9 protein-coding genes, 1 tRNA gene and 3 pseudogenes are annotated in these 22,042 nt (G+C 40.3%); 8 read left to right on the plus strand and 5 right to left on the minus strand.

The annotated features are described in order from the left end of the window. Window positions 1-440: 440 nt before the first annotated feature. A tRNA-Asn gene (locus tag DXA15_RS20440) sits at window positions 441-514 on the minus strand. A 106-nt stretch (window positions 515-620) separates the two neighbouring features. Here DXA15_RS20440 and DXA15_RS20445 point away from each other — a divergent pair. Further along, window positions 621-1,598 (plus strand): adenosine kinase, encoded by a 978-nt coding sequence (locus DXA15_RS20445; protein WP_128135258.1) that lies wholly within the window; start codon window positions 621-623, stop codon window positions 1,596-1,598. Between the two features lie 47 nt (window positions 1,599-1,645). Next, on the plus strand, window positions 1,646-3,406 hold the full coding sequence (locus DXA15_RS20450; protein ID WP_128135259.1) for a S41 family peptidase: 1,761 nt from the start codon (window positions 1,646-1,648) through the stop codon (window positions 3,404-3,406). Window positions 3,407-3,486: 80 nt separating this feature from the next. On the opposite strand, the pseudogene DXA15_RS20455 reads toward DXA15_RS20450, so the two are convergent. From DXA15_RS20455 to DXA15_RS20465, 3 pseudogenes are all read right to left on the minus strand, one after another. Next, window positions 3,487-4,610: pseudogene (locus DXA15_RS20455) on the minus strand (metallophosphoesterase). Between the two features lie 21 nt (window positions 4,611-4,631). After that, window positions 4,632-5,722, minus strand: a pseudogene (locus DXA15_RS20460) (metallophosphoesterase). 104 nt (window positions 5,723-5,826) lie between these two features. Then, window positions 5,827-6,457: pseudogene (locus DXA15_RS20465) on the minus strand (SagB/ThcOx family dehydrogenase). Between the two features lie 200 nt (window positions 6,458-6,657). On the opposite strand from DXA15_RS20465, the gene DXA15_RS20470 reads away from it, so the two are divergent. Both DXA15_RS20470 and DXA15_RS20475 read left to right on the plus strand, forming a co-directional pair. Then, window positions 6,658-9,192, plus strand: coding sequence for an outer membrane beta-barrel family protein (locus tag DXA15_RS20470; protein WP_128135260.1), 2,535 nt, complete (start codon window positions 6,658-6,660; stop codon window positions 9,190-9,192). A gap of 412 nt (window positions 9,193-9,604) precedes the next feature. Further along, window positions 9,605-11,641 carry a glycoside hydrolase family 2 TIM barrel-domain containing protein gene (locus DXA15_RS20475; RefSeq protein WP_128135261.1) on the plus strand — a complete coding sequence of 679 codons (2,037 nt, stop codon included), beginning with the start codon at window positions 9,605-9,607 and terminating at the stop codon, window positions 11,639-11,641. A gap of 139 nt (window positions 11,642-11,780) precedes the next feature. On the opposite strand, the gene DXA15_RS20480 is transcribed toward DXA15_RS20475, so the two are convergent. Continuing rightward, window positions 11,781-13,076 (minus strand): ATP-binding protein, encoded by a 1,296-nt coding sequence (locus tag DXA15_RS20480; RefSeq protein WP_128135262.1) that lies wholly within the window; start codon window positions 13,074-13,076, stop codon window positions 11,781-11,783. 1,719 nt (window positions 13,077-14,795) lie between these two features. On the opposite strand from DXA15_RS20480, the gene DXA15_RS20485 reads away from it, so the two are divergent. From DXA15_RS20485 to DXA15_RS20505, 4 genes are all read left to right on the plus strand, one after another. Further along, the gene (locus tag DXA15_RS20485; RefSeq protein WP_233567485.1) at window positions 14,796-18,170 is read left to right on the plus strand and encodes a TonB-dependent receptor; all 3,375 of its coding nucleotides are present in this window, start codon (window positions 14,796-14,798) and stop codon (window positions 18,168-18,170) included. A 17-nt stretch (window positions 18,171-18,187) separates the two neighbouring features. Then, window positions 18,188-20,092, plus strand: a complete 1,905-nt coding sequence (locus DXA15_RS20490) for a RagB/SusD family nutrient uptake outer membrane protein (protein ID WP_128135263.1) — start codon at window positions 18,188-18,190, stop codon at window positions 20,090-20,092. 450 nt (window positions 20,093-20,542) lie between these two features. Continuing rightward, entirely contained in the window at window positions 20,543-20,842 is a 300-nt protein-coding gene (locus DXA15_RS20500; RefSeq protein WP_128135264.1) for an NVEALA domain-containing protein, read from the plus strand. An 83-nt stretch (window positions 20,843-20,925) separates the two neighbouring features. Continuing rightward, a partial coding sequence (locus tag DXA15_RS20505; protein ID WP_128135265.1) for a BF3164 family lipoprotein occupies window positions 20,926-22,042 on the plus strand: 1,117 nt, incomplete at its 3' end.

A 22,042-nucleotide genomic window follows, 5' to 3' on the forward strand; every position in this document is an offset into this window, starting at 1 on the left:
ATAGATCATGGATTACTTGTTGTGTGGTAACTTTAAAGTAATTCTTTCTTTGATATTTCCAATGGCTTTTTTCGTTTTAAGGGTATTTTTTCTTAAATTGATGACATTGAGTTGAAACTGACGGCAAAAGAGAGCCTGCGGCATGGGGCTTTGCCCCATTAAAGAAAATAGTTCAAAACTGATTATACCTGAAACATTCCCTGTTGCGTTAACTTTGAGATGCTTTGATTGATTCTGTATCACCAAGATGATATCGGAATGCCATCCCGGTCATGATAGAACGTCACCGGGATGGTATTTTGCAAAAGCAATAGCTTTCGGGTTTAGAAGCTATTGTTTTTATCTTTAGAATAAGTTGTTTTCGGACTTAGTTATAAACGATTCCGGTAGGAGATACTTATAAAAAAAGAGATACCTCACTGAAGTATCTCTTTTTTCCGCTCTTCCTCTTGGACTTGAACCAAGGACCCTCTGATTAACAGTCAGATGCTCTAACCAACTGAGCTAAGGAAGAATTTTCAATCTTTCAGCGGCTTGTTGTATGCCTTTCTGAAATTGCACTGCAAAAGTAGAGGTTCTTTTTGAAATATGCAATATCTTTGCAGAAAAAATTTGAAAAAATGAATACGATAGGCTTAGGAAACGCTTTGGTAGATGTTTTACTTCGGTTAGATAGTGATGATGTGCTTGCAGAAGTGGGTATAAAGAAGGGGGCAATGGATATGATCGGTCAGGAACAGATGATCACTATCCGTAAAACACAGGAACGGTTGGAGAAAAGCCAGGCTCCGGGTGGCTCTGTTTGTAATACGATGCGTGCAATGGCTTGCCTGGGAGCAAATACCGGTTTTATAGGAAAGATCGGTACGGATACGGTTGGTGAATATTATGAAAAGGCGTTGCAGGATGCGAACGTGTCTCCTTATTTTATAAAGACAGAGGGTATTTCGGGCAGTTGTACCGTATTGATCTCAAAAGACGGCGAACGTACGATGGGTACATTCCTCGGTCCGGCTCCAACGATTACGCCGGATGAAATAAAGGAGGAGATCCTTAGCCGGTATAACTGTATATATATAGAAGGATATTTGCTGGTAAACGAAGAGTTGGTTCGTACTACCATGCAAAAAGCAAAAAAACTGGGATTGAAAGTGGCTCTCGACCTTTCTAATTTTAATATTGTAAATGCATTTAAGGGATTGCTGGATGATATTATTCCTGAATATGTCGATATTCTTTTCTCTAATGAAAGTGAAGCAGAGGCTTTTACCGGTCTGAAAGCAGAGGAAGCGGTAAAGGTGCTTTCCGGAATGGTAGAGGTGTCTTTGGTTACTCTGGGTAAGGAAGGTGCGTTAGTGGGAAGTAAAGGACAGGTCATTGCCGTTCCGGCAGAAGGAGGCAAGCCGGTCGATACAACCGGAGCCGGCGATCATTTTGCTGCCGGGTTCCTGTATGGGCAATCTGTGGGAGCTACATTGGAACAGTCGGCCCGGATCGGTTCGCTTCTGGCCGGATATATTATAGATGTGATCGGGGCTCAGATTCCGGATGACAAATGGGAACAAATAAAGTTAAAAGTAGATGCGATATTATCCTGAAAAGGGTTTTATGTATACATTTACATCGTTAATTAACTAAATATTCTATGTTTAAGAAGGTACGACGAGAAAGATTGATAGGTTTGTTTTGCTTATTGCTCCTGGCTGGGAGTATTTTGCCGGGACAGGCTCAGAAAGATAACCGCTTTGAAGTAAGTAAGAACCTGGACATTTTCAATGCTTTGGTGAAAGAGGTCGAAATGTTCTATGTGGATTCGGTGGATGTTGAAAAAACAGTCCGGAGAGGGATCAATGCCATGTTGAGTGGTCTGGACCCTTATACTGTCTATTATCCGGAACAGGATATGGATGAACTGAAAATAATGACTACCGGCGAATATGGCGGTATCGGTTCTTATATCCGTGAGCGGAAAGAAGGAGGAGTGTATATCATTGAACCTTTTGAAGGTATGCCAGCTGCTTTGGCGGGGTTGAAAGCCGGAGACCGCATCCTGGCTATCGATACAATCGATACGAGCAATAAAACATCCAGTGAAGTCAGTGAACTGCTGAAAGGAGTGCCCAATACAAAAATGGTATTGAAGATACAGCGTCCGAACGAAAAGAAACCCCGCGAAGTGGAACTGGTCCGTAAGCAGATCCTGGTAGACCAGGTTACTTATTATGGTGTTCGTGGCGATGGTGTCGGGTACATCTATCTGAAAGGGTTTACCGATAAGAGCGCACAGGAAGTGAAAAATGCCCTGGAAGATTTAAAGAAGAATCATCAGATAAAATCATTGATCCTGGATTTACGGAATAACGGAGGTGGTCTGTTGGAAAGTGCCACTCAGATCGTTGGTATGTTTGTCCCGAAAGGGAAAGAGGTAGTATCTACCAAAGGCAAAGTCAGTCAGTGGGACCGTACTTACCGTACATCCAATGAACCGATTGATACAGTAATGCCGATGGCAGTCCTGATCAATGGCAATTCGGCCTCTGCAGCCGAAATTGTTTCCGGCGCATTACAGGATATGGACCGTGCCGTATTGGTAGGCCAGCGTTCGTATGGAAAAGGCTTGGTACAGTCTACCCGTGAACTTCCTTATGAAGGGCGTCTGAAAGTAACAATGAGTAAATATTACATCCCCAGCGGCCGTTGCATCCAGCAGATGGATTATTCCCACAGGAAGGCGGACGGCAGTGTGGCTGCTATTCCGGATAGCCTGACATCTGTATTCTATACATCGAAAGGGCGTCCTGTCCGTGACGGTGGCGGTGTACGTCCGGAGTTTGAAATAGAGGAAGAAGAGATGCCGACTATCATGTATTATCTGGTGACCGATTTTGTCCTGGTGGACTTTGTTACGGATTGGGCACAGAAACATAAGACAATTCCTTCTGTGGAAGAGTTTACTGTTTCCGATGAGGATTTTGAAGCATTCAAAAACTATGCGAAAGAAAAGAATTTCACTTATGACCGTCAGAGTGAAAAGATTTTGAAAAACCTGAAAGAAGTAGCCCAGTTAGAAGGCTATACAGATAGGGATTCAACTATTTTCACTGAACTGGAGGCCCGCTTAACTCCAAATCTGGACCGGGATTTCGACCTTTATAAGGATCAGATTAAAAAGTTGCTGGCTTCGGAGATCGTAAAACGCTATTATTTCCAGAAAGGCGAACTGCTTGAAAGCCTGAAAGATGACGAAGTACTGGATAAAGCGATCGAAGTTCTGAGCAACCCTGAATTATATAGCAAGACATTAAGCACCCCGGAAGAAGGAGAAACCAAACCGGCTGACGAAAAAGCCGATTCTTCGACCAAAGGAGGTAATATAGCCTATGCGTTTGATCAGACTGTAGGATAGAATTTATAAGACCGATATATTGAGGGAGTAAACAAAATTGTTTATTCCCTTTTTTATTTTGTGAAAAGGATTTCCGGCTTTTATTTGAATTTAATATGCAGAACAACCAATTCGGATACAGTTCCGACCCGGTAAGGAGGGCCGGCTATACCTATGCCGGAAGATACATAAACTGGGTTGGACCTTTTTTATGATAACCGTAGGGACATTCATAGATCAGTTTCATTAACAGGGGATAGGGCCATAACTGCCCGTTATGGGTATGTCCGTGAAGTCCCAGATCCACGCCGTTCATGGCCATTTCTGCAAATGACCAAGGTTGATGATCCAGAACAATAATCGGTTTGGTGGTATCGATGTCCGCCATTAACGTATGTAAAGCCTGCCGTTTTTTATTGATATAATCGTCTCTGCCGATCAGGTAAAAGGTTGAATCGGGTTGTACGACCGAGTCAATCAGATGTACGGCTCCGGTTTTTGCCAGCCAGCGATATTTGGCAAAACGGTTGGCACGGTATTCGTGGTTGCCGTTTACGACGTATACACCCAGCGGTGCTTTTAGTTGCTGTAAATCATCTTCTATATGTTCCATCTCGGCAAAACGGGATTCGTAATCCATAATGTCGCCAACCAATACGACCATATCCGGGTGTTGGGCGTTACTTAGTGCGACATAGCGTTGAACCAGCTGTTTACCGATCACTTCACCGATATGCAAATCGCTCATCATAACCACAGTCAGGCTGTCGCGGTCGCTGCTCCCTTTGGGCAGAGTGACATATACGTCTTTGACTATCGGGTAGGCGACGGTCAGGTAGGCTTTCACCATCAGGCAAGATACTCCGGCTATAATTACAAAAAACAGGGTTAACTTAGCCTGTTTCCAATGTTGTGTCAGCCATTGGGGAAACCAATGGAAGAAACGGTCGGATAGTCTGAGCACTTCCAGCGTCAGCAATGAAAGCGTGATATAGACGGAAGCAATATACCAGGTGTTGCAGATATATTGGATCGTGGTCATTATATGATCCGGCAATTCCTTGCGGAAGAAAAATCCGAAGAAGTAAATCGCCAGTTCCAGTATAAAGAATAATGTATAAGGAATACGCCAGCTTTTTTTAGCCGGTATTGCCTGATAGCCCCTCCAAAAGATATAGGGATTCAGTAACAATTGTGCTACTATCGATTGAATAAAGACTTTCATACCAGTTTGCCTTGCGGGGCCTTATTTGAATGCAATATTGAATACCACCATCTCGCTGCTCGTCCCGATCCGGAAAGGAGGTCCCCAGAGTGATAAGCCGGAAGATACGTAGATATGGCTGTTACCCCATTGTCTGTATCCATAACTTTGCTCGAACAAGCGGTCTGTCAGCAGGCTCATCGGCCAGATTTGTCCCCGATGTGTGTGTCCGCTGAATTGAAGGTCTATGCCGGCTTTCTCCGTTTCCTGCAGGTCATACGCTGATGATCCAAAAGAATAACAGGTTTATCCGGATCAATGTTTTGCGATAAAGCCTGAAGGGATAAGCGTGACGGATTATGACGGTCGTCACGTCCGGCTATCTGAAGCCCATTGGGGAGTGTAACCACTGTGTCGCGTAACAGTTTGATCGGGGTCGATTGGATAAAATCAACGCTTTTCTTTATTCCGCTGATATATTCGTGGTTTCCCGGAACCATATAAATGCCTTGCGGCGCTTTCAGTTGCGAAAGTTCTTCTTGCATATTCTCTGCATAAAGAGGCGTTACGCTGTTGTCTATCAAGTCTCCTCCGATCAGGATCAGGTCCGGTTGTTCGGCATTGATCATGTTTACATATTTCTTTAGTTGTGCCTTGTTTGTGCCGTAACCCAGGTGGATGTCGCTTATGGCAACAACTTTCATCGGTTGTTGATTACTGTTGACTACCTTGTTGATAACTATGTTGAAAACTTGTGTCTTCGGATGTTGATAATGATAATAACCGTAACTTAACAGGCTGAGTGTCAGTAGAAGTGAGATGTAAAACCCATATTTAAAGCTCCCGTTGAAAAGTTTGAATATATCGAACGCAACCAGAAATAATACCATATATAAAGTAAAAACCAGCCAGCCGGTTCCCACCTCGTGTATGGTATGTGCCACCACGTCCGGATATTTTACATTCCTTGCCAGCATACTGACTACGAATGCAAGTGCACAACTCCAGAATAGAACTGTCAGAAGCACCTTTACGCCGAAAGGCTGGGCCACAAGCGTCTGTGCCCCTCTGATGAATATATAAATATTCCCTGCAAAGTAAGCGCAAAAAAGAGCGATGAAAATTGTAGGCATTTTGTCAAATTTTCGGCAAATGTACATAATAATCTTCAATTCATTTGTGAAAAAAGGTTTTGGCGTATAAGTAGAAAAATGTTTCACATCTGACAATGTCTGATTTATTTCGGATAGCCAACCGGATTATTCATCATCAATACCTGGTTGTCTGTCAGTTTGAGGATTTTCTTCAAAGTTGCCTGATCCATACTTGCTCTAGGTACTGTAGACAATCCTATGCCAGCACAACATAAGTTATATTTTGTGAAACGATACCGGCATCCATTGCCGCCATCAGTTTTGTATGATCTCCGACTTTACCGAAACGGGAGAGGTCGGATACCAGAACGAGACAGACGGGAGCATCTTTAACGAAATCCTGTCCTCCTCCAACGGCAGCACGATGGTCACCTTTAGCTATCGGATTCAGTGCATGGCTTTTGCATCATATAGATAAGCGCCATCTTTCATAATAACATACACATCGATATCCTGTTTGTTCAAAGCCGACGGAGCCGTGCGTTTTCCGTCTGTACGGTTAATGCCGTTGGCAGCCCATAACAAATCTGAAAGATCCTGTGCGCTTAGTTCTTTCGCAGCATATTCGCGATCGGAATGACGGTCGGAAAATGCTTTCATAACAGCTGTCCCGCGAGCCTTGTCCGGGGCATTGAGTTTAATGACTTTAAGATCCTGTGCATTCATAACGGAAATGAATAATAAAGCGGTTAAAATGATTGAAATCTTTCTCATATCTATATTTATTAATAGTAATTCCTACAAATTTAAAACAAATTCATCTAATCGAACAGCAAAATACATCTTTTACAAATCTTTAATCCTGCTAAATACGAAGATTTCGTAGAATCTTATACATTTGTATCGGGTTTACACTATTTTTTAAGTAATAAATATAATAAATCAATCGATAACCTCTAAATTCTTTAAATTTGATGAAAGAAAAACTGCTCTACTTAGTGTTGGTGTTGATGATGACTGTGCCTTTGTGTGCGCAGAACCAGAATGCCGCTGATTACACGATCAAGGGACAGGTAGTTGATTCCCTGTCTAATGAAACAGTTCCTTATGCCACGTTGAGTATCGCTTTGGCAAATGCGCCCCAGAAAGCAATCAAACTGCTGGCCTGTGATGATGATGGAAAGTTTACCACCACATTAAAACAACCCGGTACATACATCATGTCCATGCAATCTTTGGGGAAGCTTCCTGCCGTAAAACGCTTTACATTGTCTGAAGGTAAGAATAGTCTGAATCTGGGCAAGTTGTTTATGAATGATGACACCCAGCAGATCAATGAAGTAACGGTTGTTGCCCAGAAACCGTTGGTAACGGTGGAAGTGGATAAAATTACCTATAGTCTGGATGATGACCCGGAAGCAAAGACCAACAATGCACTGGAAATGTTCCGTAAAGTCCCGATGATAACCGTGGATGGTGAAGATAAAATTCAGCTGAAGGGTTCTTCAAACTACAAGATTTATATGAATGGTAAACCTTCTAACCTGTTGAGCGGTGAAAACGCATCAGACGTATTGAAGAGTATGCCGGCAAGTTCAATCAAAAATATTGAGGTAATTACAGACCCGGGGTCCAAATATGATGCAGAAGGTGTAGGAGGTATTATCAATATTATCACATCAAAAAATGCGATGCAGGGATATACCGGAACGGTTCGTGCGAATGCCAGTACATTAGGTAGTTTTGGCGGTGGTGGCTATGTTTCGTTAAAAGTCGGAAATTTAGGACTTACAGCAAACTATGGATATAACAACCGTAATTCTCCCTGGAATAATTCACATAGTGAACGTGAAACAGAAGAAGATCGTTTGGCAGAGGGTAGACCGACTAAATTAATAGAAGACGGGCGTAGCAAATATAAAGGACCATTCCAATACGGTTACCTGGAGGCAAGTTATGAAATTGATACATTGAATCTGATAAGTGTTGGCGCTAATTTGTTCCGTGGAAAATCTAAAAACTTATCGGAGTTGGATGCTGTATTAAACCCGCTTGGAGACGAATTCAATTCTTCCCCGATTTATAAATTTCATCGTAACAGTGTTTCAGAAGGAACTTTCGGTTCTACGGATGTAAATGTGGATTATCAGCATTCTACTTTTAAAAAAGATGAGTTATTGACTGTTTCTTATCGTTTCAGTCAATCACCCAACGATAGTGAAAGTAATACTGAACTCTCTGATGTTGTTAATTACTACTTGTCTGATGAATATCCGAAATGGAATATTAACGATGCTTCTACAATAGAACATACTGGACAGGTTGATTATACTACTCCACTTTTTAATAAGCAGACATTAGAAGCTGGTGTAAAATATATCAATCGCCAGAATAAAAGTAATACGTTGGAACAGATTTATAATGATTCGACAAAAATTTGGGAGGATCATTCACGCGACAACAGTCAGTTTCGCCATACGCAACATATTTATTCAGCCTACTTGGGTTATGTGATACGTTTGAACAAGTTTGGAATTAAGGCTGGTGTACGTGGTGAAGGAACAAGCTTAAAGGCTGAGTTTGCACGCAAACCGGATATGGATTTCAGTACTGATTATTTTGATGTGGTACCGAATGCTACTTTAACTTATCAGATAGACATGTCTACTCAAATTCGTTTGGGTTACAATATGCGTATTCAACGACCGGGTATTTGGTATTTGAATCCGTACATCAACGATGTGGACCCTCAAAATATTTCTCAGGGTAATCCAAATCTGGATTCGGAAAAGAGTAATAATGTGAACCTGAATTTCAGTAAGTTTACTCAAAAGTTCAGTATCAATGCCAGTTTGAGTTATACATTTGTAAATAACCCGATTGAGCGTTATTCTTTTACTGCTGATTTTCCGGTAAACGATCCTCGTTCGCAATATAATGGTGCTATGTGGAATACTTATGATAATATAGGTAAGAAGCAACAGGTGGGCATGTTCCTGTATGGTAACTGGTCTCCGAATACCTGGTTTCGTATTTATATGAACGGAGGCCTGGATTATACGGATATGAAAGCTCCTACTTTGGGTTTGGAGAAGGATGGTATTAGCGGACGTGTATTTGCCGGTACGCAGTTTACGCTACCCAAAGACTTCCGTATTAATTTGAATGGTGGTTATTTCAGTCCGTGGATCATGTTACAAGGTAAGCAGTCACCTTTCTATTTTGCAGGTCTGAATGTTAGTAAGGATTTCTTGAAAAAGAAGTTGTCTGTTTCTGTGGGAGCAAACAATCCGTTCTGGAAGACGATGAAGATGGAGATGACTACTACCGGTGAAGGTTTCCGAAATGTTTCAACCAACTGGCGTAGTGCCCGTGAGTTCCGTTTCAGCATCTCTTACCGTTTCGGAACAATGAAAGGACAAATCAAGAAAGTACGCCGTGGTATCAGCAATGATGACTCAAAAGGCGGTGGTGAAAATAATCAGGGCGGCGGAGAGCAGTCAATGTAATTTTTAATTATAATATCTGAAAGGCCCGGATTTTTGTCCGGGCTTTTTTGGTTCCTATACGATCTGTATTCATTTACTAGCCTTACTAATTCAAATTACTACGGCAACTAACCAATGGTTGATAACCATCAACCGAACGGTTCATAATTATCGGCCGATTGGCTCATAATTATCGACCAAGCGGCTTACAATTATCGGCCGCTAAATAGATAGGGTGAAAAATCTTCTAACATACTATAGATGAGTAATGAAGAACGGTATGAAGATTCGATGTAAAGCTAATGAATTTTTTACTGTCCGCTATTCATAAAAAGGTATATTTGGACAAAAAAGTACCTTTTCTTAGACAAAAAGTGTCTTTCCTATTGAAAGGATCGTTTTATCTTTGTTACCGGAATCAGAAATAAAGAACATGAAACACATTATTATTGGTTTGTTGCTGGTACTTTGCAGCACATTTACTTATGCATCCCGTAAGGAGATACTTTTGAATAACGACTGGATGTTCCGTTTCTCGCATCAGGTGCAGAAGAAGAGTGAACAAAGAGTCAATCTGCCTCATACATGGAATAGCGGTGACGCCTTATCCGGTAAACAGGATTATTATCGTGGAATGGGTAACTATGAAAAAACACTTTTCGTGAAACCCGAGTGGAAAGGAAAGCGTTTATTCCTGCGTTTTGAAGGCGTTAATACAATCGCGACGGTTTTTGTTAATTCAGTTTGCCTGGGTGAACATCGGGGTGGCTACGGTGCGTTTGTTTTTGAAATAACAGATAAGGTGCAGTATGGTGCCGAGAATAAAATATTGGTAAAGGTGAATAATGCCTTGCAACTGGATATAATGCCGTTGGTCGGTGATTTCAATTTCTATGGCGGCATTTATCGTGATGTAAACCTGATCATTACCGATCCGGTAAATATTTCACTGACCGATTATGCTTCTCCCGGAGTTTATCTGATACAAAATAATGTGACGAAAGAACAGGCGGATGTGAAAGCTAAAGTGTTGGTATCAAATGGTTCGTCCACGGCAAAACCGGTACAGGTGAATGTGAAAATCTGGGATGGAAACAAGATTGTGCAGCAGCAGGATATAAATCTGACTGTGGATGCAAATCAGATACATACCGCAGGACTGGAATTTTCCATTAAAAATCCTCATTTGTGGAATGGGCGGAAAGATCCGTTTATGTATCGTACGGAAGTGACATTGCTGGCTGACGGACAGGAAATAGATAAGATAACTCAGCCGCTGGGCTTGCGCTTTTATCATGTGGATGCGGAAAAAGGTTTCTTCCTGAACGGGGAACATCTGAAACTGCATGGTGTGTGCCGCCATCAGGACCGTGCCGAACGTGGAAATGCATTGTATAAAGAGCACCATGAAGAAGATGCTGCCATTATTGCCGAGATGGGAACGAATGCGATCCGTCTGGCTCATTATCCGCAGGCTACTTATTTTTATGATCTGATGGATAGATATGGTATCGTTGCCTGGGCGGAAATTCCTTTCATTGGTCCGGGTGGTTATCAGGACAGGGGATTCAACGACCTGCCTTCTTTCCGCGAAAATGGTAAAGAACAGTTGAAAGAATTGATTCGCCAGCACTACAATCACCCATCCATTTGTTTTTGGGGATTGTTCAACGAACTGAAAACACATGGTGATAATCCGATTGAATATATCAAAGAGTTGAATGAATTGGCTCATCAGGAAGATCCGACGCGTCCGACAACGGCTGCCAGCTTCCTGTCGTACGATAGCGATATCAGTAAAATAACCGATGTGATTGCCTGGAACCAGTATTTCGGCTGGTATGGTGGTTCTCCTTCGGATATGGGAAAATGGCTGGACGCTAATCATAAGGCGCATCCGGATTATAAGATCGGTATCAGTGAATATGGTGCCGGGGCAAGTATCTATCATCAGCAGGACTCTATTAAACCAGGTGTTGCTTCAGGCTGGTGGCATCCGGAAAACTTCCAGACTTTCTATCATATGGGTAATTGGGAGGCTATTGCTGAACGTCCGTTTGTGTGGGGATCGTTTATCTGGAACCTGTTTGACTTTGGTGCCGCTCACCGTACGGAAGGCGATCGTCCGGGAATCAATGATAAAGGTCTGGTTACTTTCGACCGTAAAGTGAAGAAGGATGCTTTCTATTATTATAAGGCGAATTGGAATAAGGATGACAAATTTGTTTATATCGCTAACCGCCGCCATCGTGACCGTGATACGAAAGTGACCGATATAATGGTATTTTCTAATCTTCCCCAGGTTGAATTGTTCGTAAACGGAAAAAGTATCGGTGTACAGGGAGCGGATAATTATGCCACCTTTGTTTGGAATGGTGTAAACCTGAAAGACGGGGAAAATACAATTGAAGTGCGTGGCATACAGAAGAAAAACAACATAACTGATACAGTAAACTGGACTTGTAAGTAAACATAATAGATGGTTTTTTCTACTGAATTGTAGTTCTTGCAAAAAGAATGGTAATTTAATAAAGGTTATTGGAAGTTATTTAGTAGGAAAGTCTTTATGGGATAAGGTGTTAGTGATTAATGCCTTATCCCTTTTTGTATTATTTCCTGACAGTACCAATTGCATATAATGGCAAATTCTCCATCCATGATTCGGTGTGAAATGTTTTGAGTGATGTTCTATAAGCTTTTGAAGGTTGATATTTTTCGCAGAAAAGTCGAAAACTCTTTGCTTTAATATTTGTTTCTGCTTTTACTTCAATAGGAAAGATTAATCCTTGCTGTTGAACGATGAAGTCTACTTCTGCTGTACTGCGCTCATTTGTCCAGTAACCGATATAAATGTCTTCTGCAACACGTAGTTCTTGCATTACATATTGTTCTGTTTGTGCTCCTTTGAATTCTGTAAATATCCTGTTTCCTTCGATGACTGTGCGGATATCTAATTGTGACATCGCTGAAAGTAAGCCTACATCTAATAAAAAGAGTTTGAATACGGCTAGATCCTGATAGGCAATTAGAGGCATATCCGGTTTGCTGACGCGATGTGTTTTTAAAAGTAATCCATAATCCACAAGCCATTGGATAGCTAATTCAAAATCTTTAGCCCTGGCTCCCTCTCGTATCATTCCGTAAATGAATTTCTTATTTTCTTTACTTAATTGCGAGGGGATACTTTGCCAAACCATTTGAATTCTAGGAATAATCTCATACGGAGCATGTTTCGAAAAGTCTGCTTCGTATGAGTTTAGAATATCCCGTTGCACTTTTCGTACAGATGATATGTCTTTAGTTTGTATATAGGTATTGACGACTTCCGGCATTCCTCCTACATATAAATAGATACGTAGGTATTCTATTAGCTTTTCATGGAATATAGTGACAGTATCCCATTCTGATTTTAAGATGGATTCAATTAAAAGAGATTCTCCGTTAGCTTTCAGAAATTCAAAAAAGGACAGAGGTCTCAAATCCATGAAATTTACTTTGCCGACAGGAAAAGAGTGATTGGAGTGCAGTCCCATACCTAATAATGAACCTGCTGCGATTATTTGATATTGAGGAGCGTTTTCACAAAAATATTTTAAAGCTGTTAGTCCTCTTTCTATACTCTGAATTTCATCAAAGATGATTAATGTATTTTCGGAGATGATTTGAGTTTGGCTATATATTTGCAATGTTCGTATAATTCTTTCTATATCAAAATCGTTTTGAAAAAGAGCCTGCAATTGAGTTGCTTCTTCAAAATTGATATAGATTAATTTGTCATAATATCGATTTCCGAATTCTTTTAACAACCAGGTTTTTCCTACTTGCCTGGCACCTCTTACTATTAAAGGCTTTCTGGCAGGATTGTTTTTCCAGGCTATTAACTCATTTATTTTATCTCTTTCCATATTTAGGATTATTACGAATAGACGAAAGTATATATTTAAAGAGAATATACCAATGTTTTATACCTAAATATTGATAAAAATGTTGTCTGGTTACATTTATTGCTTGATAAAAGTGTTGTTTGGTTACATTTATTGCTTGATAAAAGTGTATTTGCCATATCAGCGGAGTTCAGAGATGAAACTTAATTAATGGGTTATTTATTGTAGACAAGTCAGAATACGATGTTTTTTTCTACTGAATTGTAGTTCTTGCAAAAAGAATGGTAATTTAATAAAGGTTACTGGGAGCTATTTAGTAGGAAAGTCTTTGTGGGATAGGGGGTTATTGGTTAATGCTTTCTCCCTTTTTATTTTTGAAAATAGTTCTATATGAACTCTGTCATAATATTCTTTAACTAATTGGCACTACTTTCCATACAACCCGATTTTTCAAAAACAGGTAAACATCTATAACTCAAACTCATAAACTAATTACTTCTCAAGACTAGCATACCTTGAGTATAAAAAAACAAACTAAAAACATTATTGAATAGTATTAATAGAAAAATGGTAATTCACATGGCAGAATATAGCTTCTTTACATCCAGTTTCTACTCGTTTTGAATGAAATAAAGTTTGATGACAAAACTATAATATTATCAGGGCAACCGCACCAAAAAACAGTTCTCACCCGAAAGAAAATGGGTCGGGAACTATTCTTTTTCTGATAAGTACCATTTGTGTTGGCACAAAACACCGTTTTACATGATTGAAAAGGTTGTTTAAAGCAATGAGAAAGTCCGCGACGGGAACAATCCCCCCCCTCCATGATTTTCATGCTTTATCCTTCACACACATAATACACTGTATTATAACCTCTTGTTGTGAATCCTTTCTTTTCCCAGCTATTTTCATGTCCATAACAAATTACCATTCTTTACGCGACACGAAATCGACACCGAACCGGTCTTCGACCAATATGTAGAACGACATGCTTGGTAAGGGGGAAAGGATTTCCCCACCATAGCAGGGATTTTTCCCCATATTAGTGGGGCATATTCCCCATGCTTGTGGGGAAAAATCCCCATAGGTATGGGGAAAGTGGGGAAATGCCTGTTTCCCACTCCTTTCTTTCGTAATCGTGCAATATATCCTTGCCTAGACAGCAAGAAACTCATCCCTCCTAAAATGGTATGATGCTTGCAACAAACATCTCCGTTTTTTCACCCCTCACTCTTCCTTCACTGCAATTACCTGCTTTATAATATGTTATAGACGGTGAAAGGTGAAAGTAAATTTATAAAACTCTATTGGAAGATAGATTTTTCAAAAAAACGAGGGCTTTTCGGATCTCCAAAAGTCTTTGCTATCCCCTTTTCAAACAATTTGGTGCGGTTGCCCTGTAATATTATTAATAAAAAACTGATATGTAGAATATTATACTTATGTTAATTCTATTATACTGGACAATAAATGCACCTATATTAGACAAAAATGTATGTTAATATATTACACGATACATTATTTTTGCATTTGTTTCGTTTTATTCTTTTAAGGGACAGAGTTCATATAGAACTAATTCCTTTTTATACTAAACGAACCAAACTAAAAATTTAGCACAACGAGTCATTGTGACAAGGTGTGCGCAAACATAATTTATTCATAAACTAAATCTGGTGTTATTATGACAAAGGATTTTAACTGTATTTATTTATCAAGGCAGATGTTTATAGGAGCACAATGCTCTTGACATCAGTTGGTCTGGTATCAGCCAATCCAACAACTGAGATTCCAGCTTCCGATGCGCTTGTTGCTTCTCCACAACAAGCGAAGAAAAAAGTAACAGGGACAGTTGAGGACGCTCTGGGGCCGATTGTTGGTGCTAACATTGTTGAAAAAGGTACAACAAACGGAACGATTACCGACATGGATGGTAATTTTAATTTGGATGTTTCTCCTAATGCAGTTTTGGTCGTTACTTTTATCGGCTATACGGAACAACAGATTCCTGTAGGAAATCAAACATCATTTACTATTAAGTTGAAAGAAGACGCACAAGCTTTGGATGAAGTAGTAGTGGTGGGTTATGGTGTTCAAAAGAAGGTGAATCTGACAGGTTCGGTTGCTTCTGTTAATTCGGAAAAGATTGCCAACCGTCCGGTGATGAACCTTGGACAGGCTTTGATTGGTGCAGCTCCGGGTGTGCGTGTCACTCAGGGAAGTGGTAATCCAGGTGAGGAAAGTATCGGTATTCAGGTACGCGGTCAGGGCTCATTTAATAATAGTAGCCCGTTGGTATTGGTTGATGGTGTTGCTGCTGATATGGCTCCGCTGAATACGGATGATGTCGAGAGTATTTCTATTTTGAAAGATGCTAGTGCAGCTGCTATTTATGGTTCGCGGGCTGCCAATGGTGTTATTTTAGTGACAACCAAAAGGGGAAAAAAAGATGAAAGTCCAAAGGTGACATTTAATGCTTTGTTTGCACAGGAAAAGCCGATTACTGATTTCAAATTAATGTCGAGTACGGCTGATTTTATGGAGTTACACAATATTGCTAAGCTGAATGCCAACCCGATGGCCAATACACCGGACTATAGTTATGAAAGTATCGAAGAATGGCGTCAGGCGGATTTGAACCCGAACGGAATCTATACGAATCCTGTTACAGGGCAGCAGATTCCAAACTGGTTGGCATACCCGAATACAGACTGGGCGCAAATTTTGTTTGAACCCGCCTTTTATCAAAAATACGGTGTCAATGTGTCGGGAGGTAGCAAGAATACCACTTATTTGCTTTCGCTGGGTTATCAGAATAATCCGGGTACATTGGACAATACAAGCATGGAACGTTTTAATATCCGTGCCAATATAGAAACCAAAATAGCAGATATCATTACTTTCGGAACACAAACCTATGGAACCAAAGAGTTCAAGGATCCGGGAAGCACGTCTATGACCTATTTGCTTCAGGCATGGCCGGGACAGACTCCTATTTATGATGGCAAGTATGGATGTAGCGAACATCCGGAAGTAACCCAGAAGGATAATATTTTGCGACAGGTGGCAGCCAATGGAGGACAGAATACATATACGCGCCTCAATACGACATGGTATACCAATGTTGAGCTGCCTTTGAAAGGTTTGGTAGCTGAAGCTAAATTCAACTGGAGTCAGTACAGTCGCCAAGACGAACATTATTCTCAAAACTTGCCTCGTTATAGTTTCCGTGAAAGTTTTGAAACGCCGAAAGAGGGGATAGGTGTTCTGGATCAGGCTACGACTTATCGGTATTCGTATGAATCGACCAGTTATACGGCCGACTTGATGTTACGCTATAACAATACATTCGGGAAGCACGATGTGGCCGGTTTGTTCGGTTATGAACAGTATCGTGGTGAAACCACAGGGTTTAGTGCTACCAAAAAAGGTTTGATAGATTGGAGCATTACCGATATCACTTCTGGTGCGGAAATGCAATCCATTGGTGGTAGTGCCAAGTCGGTGAATGCTATATTGTCTTATTTCGGACGTGCAAACTATGCTTATGATAACCGTTATTTATTTGAGTTCAGTTTCCGTTCGGATGCATCTTCTAAATTTGCTCCTGGGCATCGTAGCAGCTTTTTCCCTTCTGGATCGGCGGCTTGGCGTATCAGTGAAGAATCTTTCTTCGAACCTGTCAGAAATGCGGTTAACAACTTGAAAATTCGTGCTTCTTATGGTTCGTTGGGTAACACCGTTGGGGGTAATTATGACTGGCAAGCTTTGTATCAGAAAGTGAACAATGTATTTGATGAAAGAGTACAAAACGGTTTGATACAATCTTCTATCCAAAACTTGGCACTTTCTTGGGAAAAAGTGACTACTTATAATATCGGTTTGGATGCTTCTTTCCTTAATCAGCGTTTGAGTTTGGAAGCTGATTTTTATTTGAGAAAGACTTCGGATATTCTGACCAATTCCATTATGTATAAGACAATGGGTAGTATCAGTGCACCGATGTCAAACACGGCTAGTTTGTCTAACCGGGGGCTTGAACTGAACTTGGGCTGGAACGATCAGATTAAAGATTTTCGTTATGGCGTAGGGGTCAACTTGGCTTTCAATAAGAATAAAGTAACCGATTTTAAAGGTGAATTGCGATATGAGTTGGATGAAGAAGTTAAGGATATTTGGGGTAATCCGACAATGCGTTATACTAATTTAGCCGATGTTTCTACGGGAGGCGATACGCGTCGTGTAGAAGGACATATGATAGATGAATTTTTCTTGCGTCGTCCCTATTCTGGTGACGGTTCTTATAAGTTGGCTGACGGTAGTGTTAATCCGAATGGGGGGCCTCGTGACGGTATGATTCGTACAAAGGCAGATTTGGATTGGGTGGCTGCGATGTTGGCTGCCGGATATACTTTCAATAATAATTTGAAGCAGATTAATTCGAATGGTTCCAATTTATGGTATGGCGACTTGATCATGGCCGACTTGAATGGTGATGGTAAATATGGAAATGATGATGATCGTGAATTTACCGGTAAGAGCTCGACTCCGAAGGTTACTTTGGGCTTTAATATCAATGCCTCTTGGCGTGGTTTCGATTTGAATATGATCTGGTCTGGACGCTTTGGTGGTTATCACTATATTAATTCAAAAGGAGCAAATGGATCTATGATTACTAATACCGGTGATGCTTTGCCCGGCGATGCGTGGGACAGATATTATTTCTATGATTCGGAAGCCTCACATGCTGGTATAATTAAAAATGAACAGGGTGTTATCGTCGGTTCTTCTTACGATCCGGCTGCTGACCCGAATGCTCGTATCTATAATGAGTATCCGCGTCTGCTTACTTCGGGTGGCACAACTCCTTCAAATACTTTCTATTTGTATAATACGTCGTTCGTTAAGCTGAAATCATTGCAAATCGGATATACATTGCCTAAGAAGTGGGTTGCACCTGCAAAGATCAATAATTTGAGGGTATTTGTATCCGGAGAGAATTTGTTGACTTTCAAATCTGATAGATTCCCAGGTGTAGACCCTGAATTGGGTAGCTCGCTGGCTGTATACCCGATTGCCCGTATGTTCTCAGGTGGTCTATCTGTAACCTTTTAATTAAAAGCACATAAAAGATGAAGAAGATATTTAATTTATTAACATTAGCGGCTGTTTTTGGAGTCGCAACATCCTGTACGGATATTTTGGATACGGCACCCAACGATAAGCTTTCCAGTGGTACTATGTGGACTACTGAAGAAAGTGTTGACCAGGGCGTTATTGGCGTGTATTACTCTTTGCAGAGGCCTTTCCATGGAAGTGGAGTTATTGGATCTAGTGCCATGATTGGTTATTATGGGTATGATGCGTTTGGTATGACTGGACAAGGTGAGTATGGCATGCAGAACCTGTTTACTAAATCGGTAAATCCAAGTAACGGTTTTTTCTTAAAAACATGGCAATGGATGTATGACGGTGTGCATCGGGCTAATGCCGCTATAGCTGGTATTGAAAATGCTCCTATTAATGACGCTAAAAAAGCTCGTTTGATTGCTGAGTGTAAAGTGCTTCGTGCTTTTTTCTACGATCGTTTGAACATTCTTTTCGGTAATGGCGGATTAGGGGTACCTTTGTATTTGGAACCAGTAAACCCGTCTGAATGTGATAAGACTCAAAGTTCGGAGCAGGAAGTATGGAATCAAGTTATCAAGGATTTAAGTGATGCTATAGCTGAACCGAACTTGCCTGACAATCAAATCCAAGGAGAAGGACGAGTAAGTAAAGGGGCTGCTTACGCATTGCGTGGTAAAGCATATTTGTTGACAAAGGAGTATGATAAAGCAGCAGCAGATTTTGCTAAAGTTAGTGAATGCGGTTACAAGTTGTTTCCTGACTATAGGCAGTTGTTCAAAGTGGCTAACGAGCGTTGTGAAGAGATTATTCTGGCTGTGCAGTATATAGAAGATCCTACGGGTTATGGTACGGGAATACAGAAGTATTGTGCAGCATTTACCCAGGGAGCTAAAGATAGCCGTGGCTGTTGGGGTGACTTGCAGGTGACTCCTGCGTTGGTAAACCTTTATGAAGAGGTGAATGGTCAGACTGTTAAAAAGTTTGCTTGGGAGGACTATTTGTCTGATTGGAAGAAAGTGACTGACATGGAGACAGCCGAAGGACACACGAAATATCGCAAAGTATTCTTCATTCGCGATAAGTTCGTGAATGGAAAGGAAATCCATTCTACGGTTACGAAGGCAGTTGATACGGAACTGGCCAAATTGCCCGCAGAAATTCAGGCTATTTATTTGCCGGAAGGTAATGAAGCTCGTTTAAAAACAGCATATGCCAATCGTGACCCGCGCTTGGCTTACAATGTTGTGACACCTTATGCCGATTATTTGGGGGTAAATAGTAATTCTACGGCAGAAGCGTGGTACACGTTCCGTTGGCCTGTTGCTGGTAAATATTATGCAGATCAGGCAAATGCCGAACCGAATGCCAATCCTGAACTACCAGATGATTATTATGCTTCCGGGTTTATGAATGCACAGGCCGAATTTAAATATATTCATCGTAAATTTATTGGTGAAGGTTTGGAATACCTGCGCCGTGAGCAGAATCCGGTAGACGAACCTATTATCCGCTATGCAGATGTATTGTTGATGTGGGCTGAAGCACTTGTTGAAAAGAATGATCTCTCTGGCGCTATGGCCAAGGTGAAAGAAGTTCGCGACCGCGCCGGTATACCGACTATGGCTTCCAGCTTCGCCGACCAGACAACTGCACGTAACTATGTGCGTGACGAACGCCGTCGTGAGTTTGTGAATGAGGGTATAAACTTTTTTGATGAAATGCGTTGGCGTACGTTGAAAGAAACAAAATTTAGTGAAAAGGTTGCCCAACATGCGTGGGGTGGAGAAGAGAGTACTGGAGGTACTGTTTATGATTGGATTGGCGACCAGTGGTATACTTGGCCTGTTCCCAAAAGTGAAACAGAGCTTAATCCGAATTTGACACCAACACCGGGTTGGGAATATTAATTGTTCCGATTATAGATAAAACGAAGTAACCTTTACAGCTACAAATGTCAGCTGTAAAGGTTACTTGTAAGAAATAGATTATTACCAGTTCGAATACTCTCTCACGGAAAATACGCTGGAATACTTCATCCTTTGTATTGGCGACCAGATAAGAAGGACCGTTGTTCAGCAAGGCGATTCCGGCACGGGCACGGTCGGTAATTTGTCCGTTCCATTCGCCTTCCGGTACAAATTTTCTCCAGAAATAGGTTTCTCAGCTGCCTTTATTGTTTCGCATGAAACCAGTACTACTATGGCATCTTGCTAGCATAGTAGTGTCAGAACTATTAGCATTGTTGCAGAAAATACGAGTGTGTTAATTGGTGTTACTCGTGGGTTAAAATTTGATTTTTTAGTTGTTGCAAAAGTGAAATTTTTTTCCTTTGTAAAAATCAACAAAGCTACGGGAATATGAAAGTGAAATTTTTATTTGTTTTGGGATTCTTCTTACTGTGTTCTTCTTTCTTTTTTATAAGAGAAAAAATGAATGCAGAACAAGCTGTTTTTAATATTGCTTTTGCTAACTTAGAGGCATTATCACAAGGAGAGGATGGAACGGCAGTTGGGACTTGTTATCGTCAAGGTGATACTTCTGGCGATTTTCGTTTCAGGTATGTTTGTGATTCAAGAACAACTGATGATCGAATATATCCTTGCCCAAAGAATCAGGAGTATTCCGTGAATAATAAGTCAGATAAATGTACAAAATGAAATTTTGTTTTTTGTGAGACAATAAATCCAAATAAGAATTTCTTATTTGATTTATTGTTTATATTTTGATAAATAAAGCAGTTATGGGAAAGCTATTATTCTATGTCTTTTTATTTTTATTAGTTAGTTGTGATTTAAATTATGTAGACAATGACTATTTTATAGGAAATATCAATGTGATAGAAGATTCTGTGTCTGTAAAGAATGTACGATCGCAAAGTTTCGCGATAGAAGGTGTTTATAATGGACCTGTTTTTGTATATGATTCTTTATTGATTTATTATCCATTGAATCGTACAGCTACAAGTTCCTATGAGATATATAATCTAAAAGATTTATCTTTAATTGGTGAATTTTGTGGTAAAGGAGTTGGTCCTAATGAGATAGTAGCGTTTACTACCATATCACATTTTTATAAAGAAAATGGAGAATTGAAAACGCTATTGTATGGGGCAAATGAAAAGAAATTGGTGGAATGGAATATATCAAAATCTCTAGCAAAGCATACGACTGTTTTTGACCGGATAGTCTCTTATGATTGGGATGTCGACAAGCATGTAACGGTTTATAATAAGTTATTTAGATTGAATACGGATACGATTTTGGCAATAACTCCGACTGTTCCTCTTACACTTGATCAAGAATTGGTTTCTTTGCCACTGTATGAAAAAAGGACGATTGAAACTAATAAGCAAGTGAAATTGTATGATATCTTTCATAAATATCCAGAGAATAATGGCTTGAATGTCCATTCTTCATATAATATATTACCTCCGGAACGCTTTCTGGAATCTTTTTATTGTATAAAACCTGACTGTTCAAAAATGGTTCAGGTAATGATGTTTATGCCTCAAATAAATATTTTGGATTTGCAGTCCGGAGAAGTTAATGGCTTTAGATTGAATTCTTCCGTCAATTTTTCTGTTTTTAGAAAGAATATAGAGAAAGTAAATTATTGCTTTACGGGGGTGGCTGTTGACGATGAGTTTATATATGCTTTATATTGGGGGCGTAAAATAAAAGATGATAGTGATAAAAAACGGTCTTGTATCGTTTATGTATTTAATTGGGCTGGAGTTTTAGTGAATAAGATAGATTTGGAAAACTATGTAAATCAGATATTCTTAGATGAAAAAAATAATATATTGTATGGTAGAGAATATACTTCTGATTATATTTATTCTTATGATTTGAGTGTAT

The sequence above is a fragment of the Parabacteroides sp. AM58-2XD genome, assembly GCF_003463685.1.
Taxonomy (GTDB): Bacteria; Bacteroidota; Bacteroidia; order Bacteroidales; family Tannerellaceae; genus Parabacteroides; species Parabacteroides segnis.

What these genes read in the sequence shown, in the direction of transcription:
- DXA15_RS20485 (WP_233567485.1), top strand. Translation starts at nt 14,796, where the DNA reads ATGCTCTTGACATCAGTTGGTCTGGTATCAGCCAATCCAACAACTGAG.
- DXA15_RS20480 (WP_128135262.1), bottom strand. Translation starts at nt 13,076, where the DNA reads ATGGAAAGAGATAAAATAAATGAGTTAATAGCCTGGAAAAACAATCCT.
- DXA15_RS20445 (WP_128135258.1), top strand. Translation starts at nt 621, where the DNA reads ATGAATACGATAGGCTTAGGAAACGCTTTGGTAGATGTTTTACTTCGG.
- DXA15_RS20475 (WP_128135261.1), top strand. Translation starts at nt 9,605, where the DNA reads ATGAAACACATTATTATTGGTTTGTTGCTGGTACTTTGCAGCACATTT.
- DXA15_RS20470 (WP_128135260.1), top strand. Translation starts at nt 6,658, where the DNA reads ATGAAAGAAAAACTGCTCTACTTAGTGTTGGTGTTGATGATGACTGTG.
- DXA15_RS20450 (WP_128135259.1), top strand. Translation starts at nt 1,646, where the DNA reads ATGTTTAAGAAGGTACGACGAGAAAGATTGATAGGTTTGTTTTGCTTA.
- DXA15_RS20500 (WP_128135264.1), top strand. Translation starts at nt 20,543, where the DNA reads ATGAAAGTGAAATTTTTATTTGTTTTGGGATTCTTCTTACTGTGTTCT.
- DXA15_RS20490 (WP_128135263.1), top strand. Translation starts at nt 18,188, where the DNA reads ATGAAGAAGATATTTAATTTATTAACATTAGCGGCTGTTTTTGGAGTC.